The 13,346-nt window shown below is 42.9% G+C and carries 10 protein-coding genes; 8 read left to right on the top strand and 2 right to left on the bottom strand.

The genetic code is table 11. From position 1 onward, the window contains the following. Positions 1-166 precede the first annotated feature (166 nt). From ccpA to DDV21_RS08285, 8 genes are all read left to right on the top strand, one after another. On the top strand, positions 167-1,168 hold the full coding sequence (gene ccpA / locus DDV21_RS08320) for a catabolite control protein A (protein ID WP_116879004.1): 1,002 nt from the start codon (positions 167-169) through the stop codon (positions 1,166-1,168). A gap of 274 nt (positions 1,169-1,442) precedes the next feature. Beyond that, positions 1,443-2,909 (top strand): alpha-amylase, encoded by a 1,467-nt coding sequence (locus DDV21_RS08315; RefSeq protein ID WP_116879003.1) that lies wholly within the window; start codon positions 1,443-1,445, stop codon positions 2,907-2,909. Positions 2,910-3,248: 339 nt separating this feature from the next. Then, positions 3,249-4,247 (top strand): LTA glycolipid anchor biosynthesis glycosyltransferase, IagA/BgsA family, encoded by a 999-nt coding sequence (locus DDV21_RS08310; protein WP_116879002.1) that lies wholly within the window; start codon positions 3,249-3,251, stop codon positions 4,245-4,247. Position 4,248: 1 nt separating this feature from the next. Beyond that, on the top strand, positions 4,249-5,589 hold the full coding sequence (locus DDV21_RS08305; protein ID WP_116879001.1) for a glycosyltransferase family 4 protein: 1,341 nt from the start codon (positions 4,249-4,251) through the stop codon (positions 5,587-5,589). Between the two features lie 573 nt (positions 5,590-6,162). After that, positions 6,163-8,112: a threonine--tRNA ligase gene (gene thrS, locus DDV21_RS08300; RefSeq protein WP_116879007.1), complete on the top strand. Its 1,950-nt coding sequence runs from the start codon at positions 6,163-6,165 to the stop codon at positions 8,110-8,112. Positions 8,113-8,766: 654 nt separating this feature from the next. Continuing rightward, entirely contained in the window at positions 8,767-9,639 is an 873-nt protein-coding gene (locus DDV21_RS08295; RefSeq protein WP_116879000.1) for a DUF3114 domain-containing protein, read from the top strand. Between the two features lie 140 nt (positions 9,640-9,779). Then, positions 9,780-10,466 (top strand): response regulator transcription factor, encoded by a 687-nt coding sequence (locus tag DDV21_RS08290; RefSeq protein ID WP_116878999.1) that lies wholly within the window; start codon positions 9,780-9,782, stop codon positions 10,464-10,466. Between the two features lie 417 nt (positions 10,467-10,883). Further along, positions 10,884-11,480, top strand: coding sequence for a PepSY domain-containing protein (locus DDV21_RS08285; RefSeq protein ID WP_116878998.1), 597 nt, complete (start codon positions 10,884-10,886; stop codon positions 11,478-11,480). Between the two features lie 171 nt (positions 11,481-11,651). On the opposite strand, the gene DDV21_RS08280 is transcribed toward DDV21_RS08285, so the two are convergent. Both DDV21_RS08280 and DDV21_RS08275 read right to left on the bottom strand, forming a co-directional pair. Beyond that, entirely contained in the window at positions 11,652-12,302 is a 651-nt protein-coding gene (locus DDV21_RS08280) for an amino acid ABC transporter permease (protein ID WP_116878997.1), read from the bottom strand. A 192-nt stretch (positions 12,303-12,494) separates the two neighbouring features. Continuing rightward, the gene (locus DDV21_RS08275) at positions 12,495-13,199 is read right to left on the bottom strand and encodes an amino acid ABC transporter permease (protein WP_116878996.1); all 705 of its coding nucleotides are present in this window, start codon (positions 13,197-13,199) and stop codon (positions 12,495-12,497) included. Positions 13,200-13,346: the final 147 nt, after the last annotated feature.

The following is a 13,346-nucleotide window of genomic DNA, read 5'->3' as shown; positions in this document are numbered from 1 at the left end:
GATGTCTTTTTATCTATTTTTCCAAAAAATAAAGGAAAAATCAAGTTTGTTTAGGGAGATTTTTGAAAACTTTTTCAAAAAATAATTATTAGTGCTTGAAAGTGTTTCCAAAAGGTGTTAAAATAACACTGAAAGCGTAATTTTCAGATAGAAAGGAAGATGCCTAATGAACACAGATGACACAATTACAATTTATGATGTTGCCAGAGAAGCCGGTGTGTCGATGGCAACAGTCAGCCGGGTTGTTAACGGAAACAAGAACGTTAAAGAGAATACGCGGAAAAAAGTTCTTGAAGTTATTGACCGTCTGGATTACCGCCCCAATGCTGTTGCACGAGGTTTGGCCAGCAAGAAGACAACCACTGTCGGTGTTGTCATTCCTAATATCTCTAATAGCTACTTCTCTATTCTCGCTAAGGGAATTGATGATATCGCTGCAATGTATAAATATAACATCGTTTTAGCTTCCAGCGATGAAGATGATGATAAGGAAGTCAATGTTGTCAATACACTTTTTGCCAAGCAGGTAGATGGTATTATTTTTATGGGGCATCATTTAACAGAAAAAATCCGGGCAGAATTTTCTCGTTCACGGACACCGATAGTCCTTGCGGGAACTGTTGACTTGGAACACCAGCTGCCTAGTGTCAATATTGATTACAAACAGGCCACAACTGATCTTGTCGATATCTTGGCTAAGAGGCACAGCAACATTGCTTTTGTTTCCGGACCTTTGATTGATGATATCAATGGGAAAATCCGTTTGGCTGGCTATAGAGAAGGGCTTAAGAAAAATCAGCTGGACTTTAAAGAAGGTCTGGTCTTTGAAGCTAAATACAGCTATAAAGAAGGCTATGATTTGGCTCAGCGTGTTATCAATTCTGGAGCTACGGCTGCAGTAGTGGCTGAGGATGAATTGGCTGCAGGTCTGCTGAATGGATTATTTGCTGCAGGCCGAAAAGTTCCCGAAGATTTTGAAATTATGACCAGCAATGATTCGCCAATCACCCAGTATACTCGCCCTAACCTCAGCTCAATCAGCCAGCCGGTTTATGACTTAGGTGCTGTCAGTATGCGGATGCTGACAAAAATCATGAATAAGGAAGAGTTGGAGGAAAAAGAGATTCTGCTTAACCACGGTATAACTGAACGCGGAACAACTCGATAACAGCATACTGGAAGGAGAGAGCGGCACAATATGCCGCTCTCTTTTTGCTGCAGCAAAGCAGTATACCGTCTGTCAGTAACTGTCAAAAAGTCATAAAGCCATCACTGTCTTGTCCTCTTTTTAACGTTCAATGAGCACAGTAAGCCACAGGATTTTGAGTGCTGGAAATCTTAGCATGTCTGCCCTCTTCTTGCCCAGCATTATCTCAATAAAGCATTAGCTGGGAAAGTATGATACAATAAAGTCCCAATACAAATGAAAGAAGCAGAAAGAAATGGCAAATGAAACAATGCTGCAGGCCTTTGAGTGGTATCTGCCTGCTGACGGACATCATTGGCGCCGCTTGCAGGAAGAAATCCCAATTTTCCAAAAACTTGGACTGACGAAAGTATGGCTGCCGCCGGCTTTTAAAGGGACAGGTCCTAATGATGTCGGTTACGGTGTTTATGATTTATTTGATTTAGGTGAATTCGATCAGAACGGTACCGTTCTGACGAAATATGGCAGTAAAGAAGACTATCTGTCTCTCATTCAGTCTCTGAAAGAAGCTGGTATAATGCCGCTGGCAGATGTTGTACTCAACCATAAGGCCAGCGGAGATAGTAAAGAAAGCTTCTCTGTTCTTAGGATGGATCCTGCCAACCGTCAGTCCCCTCTGTCAGAGCCTTTTGAAATCGAGGCTTGGACGGCGTTTACTTTCCCCGGACGCCGCGATACCTATAACGATTTTAAATGGCACTGGTACCATTTTACAGGTGTTGACTATGATGCTAAACATGATGAATCAGGTATTTATCTGATTTTGGGGGATAATAAAGGCTGGGCGGATCAGGAACGGATTGACAATGAGAACGGCAATTTTGACTATCTGATGTATGATGATCTTGATTTCAAACATCCGGAAGTGGTCAGCCATCTGAAAGACTGGGCTAAGTGGTTTTTAGACACCAGTCAGGCAGCCGGCTTTCGCTTAGATGCCGTCAAGCATATTGATTCAGAATTTATGGCAGAGTTTATCCGCTATATTCGTTCGGATATAAACCCTGATTTTTATGTTTTTGGGGAATACTGGAAAAATGATGCGGCTATGACACAGGATTATCTTGAGCAAATCGATCAGTCCTTCAGTTTGGTTGATGTTGTGCTGCATATGAATTTTTATGATGCAGGCCAAAAGGGCAGTCAGTTTAACCTTTCTGCTGTTTTGGACGGCAGTCTTATGCAGGCAAGTCCTGATTTAGCTGTGACCTTTGTTGATAACCATGATTCTCAGAGAGGACAGGCTCTTGAGTCAACAGTAGAAGAATGGTTTAAGCCTTTGGCTTATGCTTTGATACTTTTGCGGCAGCAAGGCCTGCCCTGCATTTTTTACGGCGATTATTATGGTATCTCAGGTGATTTTGCCCAGCAGGATTTCAGGGAGCTCTTGGATAAATTAACGTTTCTGAGACAGCATTATGTTTATGGGGAGCAGAATGACTATTTTGACCATCCCAATTGTATTGCTTGGACTTGTCTGGGAAATGAAGAGCATCCGGATGGGTTGGCTGTGCTGCTCAGCAATGGTGATAAAGGCTGGAAAAAAATCAATATGGGAACTCTAAATCAAGGGAAGGTCTTCATTGATTATTTAGGCAACAGTACAGATGAAGTGACCATCGGTCAGGATGGCTGGGCCGAATTTCCTGTTGAAGCCGGCTCTGTTTCAGCCTGGGTGGACAGAGACAGTCTGGTGAACTGAACACGGCCTAAAATCCTAGTGAAAAAAGACGCAATCGTAGGAAGCCGCAGGCTGACATACGAGTGTGGCTGCTCTGTGAGTATGCCAGCTAACATGATGCAAGCATATTGCTAAACAGCCCTAGCCGTAGACGTCTGAATGCTTTGCAGTCTAGATAGCCTGCTGCAGCATTCTAGTCGTCCTGGCAGGGGTGCGCCGACGAAATCACAGATTTCTGGCTTACCGTCTTTTCATACGGATTTTTTCACGGCCTTTGTATCTTGTTGTTGGAATCAGTCTTTGGGCTGATTTTTTTGCTTCTTGCTGAAAATTTACGAAAAATGAGATATAATAAGGACTATGAAGGTTTTACTATATCTGGAAGCAGAAAACTATTTGCGCAAATCAGGGATCGGCCGCGCGATTAAGCATCAAAAGCGGGCTCTTGATTTGGTGGGTCAGGCTTATACAACTAATCCTGATGATGATTATGATCTGGTTCATATTAATACTTATGGATTTAAAAGCTGGCGCCTGATGAGTAAGGCCAAAAAAGCGGGTAAAAAAGTTATCATGCACGGTCATTCAACAGAGGAAGATTTTCGTGATTCTTTTATTGGCTCTAATATGCTTGCTCCCTTATTTAGATCTTATCTCTGCCATTTTTACCGCAAGGCAGATGCGATTATCACCCCTACAGAATATTCCAAGACATTGATTGAAGGTTATGGGATTAGACGTCCTATCTATGCCGTTTCTAATGGGATTGATTTATCACGCTATGCAGGTGATAAAAGCAAGGAGCAGGCATTTAGAAATTATTTTGGACTGTCGGATAAGCAAAAGGTTGTCATGTGTGCCGGACTTTATTTTATACGTAAAGGAATTGATGAGTTTGTGCAGGTAGCCGAAGCGATGCCGGACGTCCGTTTCATTTGGTTCGGTGAGACGAATAAATTGGTTATCCCGCATCGAGTTCGGCAGATTGTCACTAAAAATCATCCTGCTAATGTCACTTTTGCCGGATATATCAAAGGAGATGTTTTTGAGGGAGCTATGAGTGGGAGCGATGCCTTCTTTTTCCCCAGCCGTGAAGAAACAGAAGGAATTGTTGTGCTTGAGGCTTTGGCCAGCAAGCAGCAGCTGGTTTTGCGTGATATCCCGGTTTATCAAGGCTGGCTGGATAGCAGCGGCGCAGAGTTTGCCAGCGATATTCCCGGTTTTGTAGCTGCTCTGCGTTTAGTTTTAAACGGCGGCAGCCATAAACAAGAAAAAGGTTACGCTGTTGCTGAAAGCCGCGGTATGGACAGAATCGGCCGGCAGCTTGTTGAGGTTTATGAAAAAGTAATGGAGTTATAAGATGCGAGTAGGTCTTTTTACGGATACGTATTTTCCGCAGGTTTCAGGTGTGGCAACCAGTATCCGGACACTAAAGGAAGAGTTGGAAAAAGAAGGACACGAGGTTTATATTTTTACCTCCACCGACCGTAATGTCAAGCGTTATGAGGATCCTACCATTATCCGTCTGCCCAGTGTTCCTTTTATTTCATTTACAGACCGCCGTGTTGTCTATAGAGGATTAATTTCTTCTTATAAGATTGCTAAAGCTTACCAATTAGATGTGATCCACACCCAGACAGAGTTTAGTCTGGGGCTGCTTGGAAAACTGGTAGCTGCGGCTCTGCATATTCCTGTTGTCCATACTTACCATACCCAATACGAAGACTATGTTGGTTATATCGCGAAAGGAAGACTGGTCAAACCCGGTATGGTCAAATACATTGTTCGCGGTTATCTCAGTGATTTAGATGGTGTCATCTGCCCTTCACGAATTGTTTATAATCTGTTAGAAAGCTACAGTGTTAAGATTCCTAAGCGGATTATCCCTACAGGCATTAACGTTGAAGAGTACAGACGGCCTGATATTACTGATCGCGAGATTGCTGAACTGCGGGAAGAATTAGGGATTTCTGAAGAAGAGACGATGCTTCTCAGTTTGTCACGTGTTTCCTATGAAAAAAATATTCAGGCGGTTCTGCAGCAGTTCCCCGCTATTTTGGCAGTCAATCCCAAAGTAAAACTGGTCATTGTAGGAGACGGTCCTTATTTAGAGGAACTGGAGACTTTGGCAGAAGGGCTTCAGATCAGTCAGTCTGTGCTGTTTACGGGTATGATTCCCCATGAACAGGTTGCACTGTACTATAAAGCTGCAGACTTTTTTATCAGTGCTTCAACCAGCGAAACACAAGGTTTGACTTATGCAGAAAGTTTAGCCAGTGGCCGGCCTGTAATTGCCCACGGCAATCCTTATCTGGACGATTTGATTACAGATAAAATGTTTGGCACCCTTTATTATAAGGAGGACCTGGCTGATGCGGTTATTGATGCGATTGTCAGCACACCGAAAATGACTGAAGAAGCTTATGAAGTTAAAATGTATGAGCTATCAGCTAAGAATTTTGCCCGATCCGTTTATGCTTTTTATCTGGATGTCCTTATCTCAGAAGAGGCTAAAAAACAGGAGAAGTTCTCTTTAACGGTAAAGAGCGAACAAAAAACTCAGACCAGACGGACAATCCGTTTGGCTAAGCGTGCTATAAGTTTACCGAGCAAGGCTGTTAAGGTGATCGCCAAAACATCTGTCAAGGTTGTCAAAGCTCCCGGGAAATTGGTCAGCTCTATCCGAGAGTTTTTAGATTAGAAGCTTGAAAAATTTGTAAAACGTGCTATAATAACAAACGAAGACATGTTAGGCAGTTTCCCCTCTTTATTATAGCAGCGAGCGCTTGATGGTGAGAGAAGTGCAAAGAGAATTGCTTGATACTCCTTCCCCGGATTTTATGCAAACATAAAAGGGTGGCCACCTTAGAGCCGAAATGAGGTCTGTTTTCTGTCTGCAGCTCGCGAGCCGCAGACAGAAAGCCAGATAAACAAAGGTGGAACCACGTTGCGACGTCCTTTTGCGGGCGTTGTTTTTTATTTTACAAGAAGCTGCTGCCAGAGATCTGTCTCAGTGTTTGGCTGCGGTCTGTTTACTCTGAAACGGTGTAAGGGAAAGGAAGCTTGTGGAGCAGCTCTTAAAGAAGAATACGAGCCTTTGTGTGTCAGTCAATATTTAAAGAAAGGAATAATATCCGAGCAAAAGCAACTATTAAGGTTTTCTGCCTGCCTCCAAAATTTGCAGCAGAGCTGTCTGTCTTGTTTTTGCTGTGGCGGTTTTACCTATCCACTTCCGCTGTCTTTTGAGCAGCAGAACGGTTTTTGGATTCTCAATATGATTAAAATAACTTTTCCTGATGGTGCTGTCCGTGAATTTGAAACTGGGATTACCACCTTTGCTGTTGCACAGTCTATCAGTAATTCGCTGGCCAAGAAAGCTCTGGCTGGTAAATTTAATGGAAAGCTTATCGATACAACACGTGCTATTACAGAAGACGGCAGTATTGAAATTATCACACCTGACCATAAAGATGCTCTGCCAATCCTGCGTCACTCAGCTGCCCATCTCTTTGCTCAGGCGGCAAAACGCCTTTTCCCAGATATCCATTTAGGTGTAGGGCCGGCGATTGAGGATGGCTTCTACTATGACACTGATAATCAGTCAGGTCAAATCAGAGATGAGGATCTGCCGCGTATCGAAGCAGAGATGCGCAAGATTGTTAAAGAAAATTTCCCAAGTGAACGGGAAGAAGTTACTAAAGAACAGGCGCGGGCAATCTTTAAAAATGATCCTTATAAATTAGAACTCATTGAAGAACATTCGGAAGATGCTGGCGGTCTAACGATTTACCGCCAAGGGGAATACGTTGATTTATGCCGCGGCCCGCATGTACCGTCAACTGGCCGAATCCAGGTGTTCAGTCTCTTAAATGTTGCCGGTGCCTATTGGCGGGGGAACAGTGATAACGCAATGATGCAGCGGGTATACGGAACAGCTTGGTTTGATAAAAAAGATTTAAAAGCTTATCTGAAACGTCTCGAAGAAGCTAAAGAACGTGATCACCGTAAGTTGGGCAAAGAGCTTGATCTGTTTATGATTAGCCAAGAGGTCGGTCAGGGCTTGCCGTTCTGGCTGCCTGACGGTGCGACAGTCCGGCGTATTTTGGAGCGCTATATTATTGATAAAGAACTGGCATCAGGCTATCAGCATGTTTATACACCGCCTCTGGCTTCGGTAGAACTTTACAAGCAGTCCGGTCACTGGGAACACTATCAAGAAGATATGTTCCCAACCATGGATATGGGAGACGGCGAGGAGTTTGTGCTGCGCCCGATGAACTGTCCCCATCATATTCAAGTGTATAAAAATCAGGTTCATTCTTACCGTGAACTGCCAATCCGTATCGCTGAGCTGGGAATGATGCACCGCTATGAAAAGTCGGGGGCTTTATCCGGCTTGCAGCGTGTTCGTGAGATGACCCTTAATGACGGCCATATTTTTGTCACACCAGAGCAGATTCGCGAAGAATTTAAGCGGACTCTGCAGCTGATTATTGATGTCTATGAAGACTTTAATCTGACCGATTATCGTTTCCGCTTATCCTACCGTGACCCTAACGATAAGCATAAATATTATGATAATGATGAAATGTGGGAAAATGCCCAAATCATGCTCAAAGCAGCTATGGATGATATGGAGCTTGATTATTATGAAGCAGAAGGAGAAGCGGCTTTTTACGGTCCTAAGCTTGATATTCAGGTGAAGACAGCACTGGGCAATGAAGAAACACTGTCAACGATTCAGCTGGACTTCCTGCTGCCTGAACGCTTTGAACTCAGCTATATCGGAGCCGATGGTGAAGAACACCGTCCTGTAATGATTCACCGCGGCGTTATTTCTACGATGGAACGCTTCACGGCCATTCTCATTGAAACCTATAAAGGTGCCTTTCCCACTTGGCTGGCTCCGCATCAGGTTACGGTTATTCCGATTTCAAATGAAGTTCATGCTGACTATGCCTGGGAAGTGGCTAAGGGACTGCGAGACTGCGGTGTACGGGCAGATGTTGATGATCGCAATGAAAAAATGCAGTATAAAATCCGTCAGAGTCAAACCAGAAAGATTCCTTACCAGCTGATTGTTGGTGACAGAGAGATGGCTGAACAGTCCGTTAATGTTCGCCGCTATGGCAGCAAACAGACACATACTGAGACAGTCGCTGAATTTACAAACACTATTTTAGAGGATATTGCGCGTTACTCCCGTCCCCTTGAAGATAATTAAAGAACAAACTGCAGGGAATAAGCACTGTTTCAGTATTTTCTGCAGTTTTTGGTATAATAACAAACTGAAAGACGTGTGGACTGACATCATCCGGTGGATGAGTGTTGATCTGAAGAGGGGAAACTTATGCACGGCGGTTCTGTTCAACTTTTTGTCAGACGCAGCTTTCTAGCCGTCTGAAGGCTGATTTAAAAACTAGCCCTTAATTTTGTCAGTATTATGCACGAGACGCAGTAGCCTAGTGTCATTTTAGTCGCTTTTTCAAAGCTTTAAATGTCTGCTAGGCTTTGCGGGGCGAGATGTTGAACGTTATGGTCTGGGGTTCTGCCTCGCTCCCTAGATGTCCTGTCAGGGGTGCGTCTGCGAAATCACAGATTTCGGACTTACCGCCAGCCGTAGCCGTCTGAAGGCTTTGTCGTCTTGACAGCCGACTGCACCCTTCTAGTCGTCCTGGCAGGGGGGCGTCTGCGAAATCACAGATTTCGGACTTACCGCCAGCCGTAGCCGTCTGAAGGCTTTGTCGTCTTGACAGCCGACTGCACCCTTCTAGTCGTCCTGGCAGGGGGGCGTCTGCGAAATCGAAGATTTCGGACTTACCGCCTATTTTCTCTTTGTGTTCTTCACGTCCTTTGTATCTTGTTTAGGGGAGGGGATATGTTAATTGGTGATCAAGAGTTCTTAGATTTTTGGCAGAAGAGCAGTGTCGGTTTGACCGAAAAATCTGCCCGTTCTTTACTGGAGAAGCTGATGCAGTTAGCTGCTATGCCTGCAGAACTCAGCGGAGAAGCAGGAGAAATCCAAAAGCTTCTGGAAAGTTTTTCAGACAGTTTGGTGCCTGATCACAAGTTTTGGCATGAATTAGCTCTTGCAGTTCAGCTGGCTTTTCCTAAAGAGACACTGAGTACTGCAGATAAACTTGCTCATCAAATTCATCAGTTTCGCTATGTGATTTCCGCCTATCAGGCTGAATGGGTGCGCAGATGTTTTCCTGGGGATACAGATAGAGAATCACTTCTGCATTATCTGCGGACAAAGAAGAGGAAACGTTTTTGGCGCCGTCGCTTTGACTTCAATTTGGGAGAATCTTCCCGTCTGCATAACAAACTGCCGCAAAGCGGCAATGACATTTCATTTCCCATTAATATTAAGATTGTTATGGGATTCCATACAGAATTTATCCTTGACAGCCAAGATTGCTTTGCTAATGAACTGGACCCTCGAGGAAGAAAGCTTAATGGCCTGATTAATGGCGCTAGTTTTAATTATGCTAATCGCAATAACCGGCGGCACAGAGAATTGGATATTATGCCGGTTAAAATCCATGACCCTTTGTTTCGCCGGCAGGCCCTTGCTAATGCCGGCAATCCTTTTTATGCTCCCAAAATGATTTACAGACGCGGGCACCGTCTTTGGAATATGAGTTACCTTAATAAAAAAGGCTATTATGCCAGAAACGGGAGATCCCTCAAGCAAGAAGTGGCTTCTTTTAGACGAACCTTTGTAAAAAGTTTAAAGCTTAAAAAATAAGTTTTTAAGCCTTATACCTTAAGCAAAAATTTAAAAAAAAACAGGTGCATTCTGAACTTTTATTTCAAACAAGGTATTCCAAGTGCAAAAATTATAAATAACTATTTTTAAGTAAAAGAAAAAAATGAAAAGAGGCAGCAATGACTAAAATTTATGTGGCAGATGATGAAAAAAATGTTCGGGAGCTTCTGGCCTCTTTTCTGCGTGAGGAAGGGATGGAAGTAGAAACGTTTACCACTGGGAAACAGCTTATTGAGCGCCTTACGGAAGCCGAAGCTGATCTTCTTATTTTAGATGTCGCGATGTCTGATGCCGCAGGTTTTAATCTTATAAAGACTATCCGCCAACAGTGGGATTTGCCGATTATTTTGCTGACAGCGCGTGACAGTGATAATGATTTTATTGCGGCTTTTGCTGCTGGTGCAGATGATTACTTTACTAAACCTTTTTCACCGCTTAAATTAACGTTGCGGGTTAAAGCCATTTTATCCCGTCAATATCAACTATCTAGACAGTCAGATCCGCTTGTGTACGGTGGACTGACCCTGTCTCTCAAAGACCGATCCGCTTTTTATCAGGGAAAGATGATTAAGCTGACCCAGCTTGAATTTAAATTGTTGAAATATCTTTTAGAGCATAAGGAAGAAGCCGTAGCACGAACTGCTCTTTTAACTGAAATTTGGGGCTATGCAGATGCCGTTGAAACCCGTGCAGCAGATGATGCTATTAAACGTTTACGTAAAAAGCTGAGAGAAGCCGGAGGGAATATCCTTATTGAAACGGTTTGGGGATATGGTTTCAAACTGATTAAGGCAGATTTAGATTAGGAAGATTACAAAGACTGTCCAATTATCTTTTGCTCAATTAAATAGAAATATGCCACACTTTTGCCACACTTTCTTCGTCGAAAAACCAAGCTTTCAGGCTTGGTTTTTGTTATACTAATAGTGAAGGAAAGAACTCATTTTATAATCAGTTTTGTCGCAGTTGACGGGCTGTTAGGAATCTTAAAATTTCACTAAATTTTTTAAAGAATGCTGCTTCAGCTCACAGATAATTTTTGCTGTTCTTAGTTTCCTTTAGATTCCTTCACGGCCTTTTGTATCTTGGTGGAATTGAACACGGCCTAAACGCTGTGAGAAAAAGACCGCCCTCCCTTGAGTCTTTAGTAACTCAGCGGTTGGACGCCTATTTTCTCTTTGCGTTCTTCACGGCCTTTGTATCTTAATGAAAGGGGGGTTCTCATGAAAAAGCGGGTACTGAAAATTGGTCTTCCTCTTCTGGTATTAATTGCTGTGATTGGCGGTGTTGTTTTCGCCTACGCATGGCCTCGTTATAAACTTTCTGAACAGCAGGCACAGGCAATTGCTTTAAAGCATGCAGGACTGACTGCTTCCGATGTTACTTTTAGCTCTACAAAGAAAGATAGAGACAATTTTAAAGCTACTTATGAAATTGAATTTTATACAGCAGACAGTGAATATGATTATACGATTGACGCTACAGATGGGAGTGTGCTGGGTTATGATTTAGAAAAAAAACAAACCTCAACTTCAAGTTCAGCCAGCACAAGTTCAAGCTCTGCACCAAGTTCTGAAACGACTTCAGGCGATACAGATCAGGAAATAACTGCTGAACAAGCTAAGGCTATTGCACTTGCAGATGCAGGACTGGATGAATCAGCTGTTATCAACCTCAAGGTTGAAAAAGATTTTGAACATGGTGTGAGCTATTATGAAGTCGACTTCGACGATCCGGCTGCCGGATTGGAGTATGACTATGCTATTGATTCTGTAAGCGGTGATATTCTTGAACGCAGTCAGGACACTCTTATTGACTGAGCTTGCCTTGATTCTGCTTGCTGAACACATGCTGTTGCGTTGCGTCAAGCGACAATAGAGTATTAGTATCTTTGATTAAAAAAACCAGCGAAAGAGTTTCACTCTCGCTGGTTTTATGACTTTTTATATATATAATTCGCTTTTTCTAACCATTAATTAAACAGATGATGATTATTCTGCAGCTTGTTCCCACCTTTTAGCTAAGCGTCTGGAAAAGGCCGAGATGGTAAAGTTAATGATAAAGTAGATACCTGCTATTAAAGCATAAAGCGTAAATACTTGACTGGCTTCAAAATAGCGTCCCATCAAGATTTGACTTTTGCCGAAAAGCTCCTGAATAGCAATAACAGAATAAAGCAGAGAAGTATCCTTGATAACCGTTACAAACTGAGAGATGATTGCCGGCAGCATTTTGCGAAAAGCCTGAGGGAAAACAATATAAATGAACACTTGGAAATTAGTCATGCCCTGTGATAGTCCGGCTTCGGTCTGACCGCCATCAACTCCATTTAGCCCGCCTCGGATAATTTCGGCCAATGCTACTGAAGTGAAGACTGTAAAAGCCGTGATACCGGCAGGGGTTGATTTCATTTGAAAAACCAAGAAGATGATAAAGATCCAAAGAAGGTTAGGAACATTGCGGACAAACTCAATATAAACGCTGGAAATAAGACGCAGCAGCCTGTTTTTTCCATTGCGTATAACTGCTAGAAGCGTTCCAATAACAGTCGAGAGAACAATAGAAATAAAGGAAATATAAAGAGTCAATCCTAAACCTTGGAGAATAAAGTTTAAGTTGGTCTGTGTTAAAACTGATGACATAAATAGTTCTCCTTATGATAGGGATGGGACTTACACTAAAACAGCTGGAAACGAAATCTCAGAAAAATAGATTCATTTATTTTAACCGTGACTGATAGGAGCCAGCTGACTAAGGATTCCTGTCTTAGTTTGAACCGCTTATACGGTTCTGAGATAGGATAGAGTAAGTTTGTTTCTGATTTTTTTAACCAATTACAGCGAATAGGATTTTTTATTTTCTTCTTCCATCCGTCGTGCCCAAGTTGCCAAAGGAAAGCACATAATAAAATACAGAAAGGCAGCACCGGCAAAAGCAGGGACATAATTAGTCGTGTCGTAAGCCCAAGCTTTAGAAACAAACATAATGTCAGCACCGGAAATAATAGCGACAGTTGATGTGTTTTTGATTAAGTTAACGACTTGGTTGGTCATCGGCGGCAGAATAGTTCGAACAGCCTGTGGCAAGATAATCAAACTCATAGTCTGACTGTATGTAAAACCTTGGGAAAGCGCTGCTTCGGTCTGCCCTCGAGGGACAGCTTCAATACCGGAACGAATAACTTCGGCAATGTAAGCGCCGTGGTAAATGCCAACGCAGAGAACAGCCGTAAAAAACGTTGAAATCATTATCGCGCCGTTACTGATGATGGCAAGGCCGTAATAGACAAACACAAACTGAACTAAAAGCGGCGTGTTTTGGAAAACTTCAACATAAACACGGGCAATTGCTTTAAACACTTTATTTTTCGCTGAACTCATGGCACCGAAAACGATTCCTAAAGCTAAAGCCAAAAGCAGAGCGGCAGCAGACATTCCCAGTGTATAGAAAAAACCTTTTATAAATTCTCCAAAGTTAGCGAAGAACTCACCCCAGCGCGACAAAGCGAAAGGACTGCTTGTTGTTACTAATATAATCACGAGATTCTCCTTTAACAAGATACAAAGGCCGTCTAAAAATCCGTATGAAAATGGCGGTAAGTCCGAAATCTGTGATTTCGCAGACGCATCCATGTCAAGACGGCTAGAATGCTGCGGCAAGCTGTCTTGACTGCAAAGCATTCAGAC

This window comes from Streptococcus chenjunshii (assembly GCF_003086355.1).
In the GTDB taxonomy this organism is placed as follows: Bacteria; Bacillota; Bacilli; order Lactobacillales; family Streptococcaceae; genus Streptococcus; species Streptococcus chenjunshii.
This window is presented reverse-complemented; position numbering and strand designations above follow the sequence as displayed.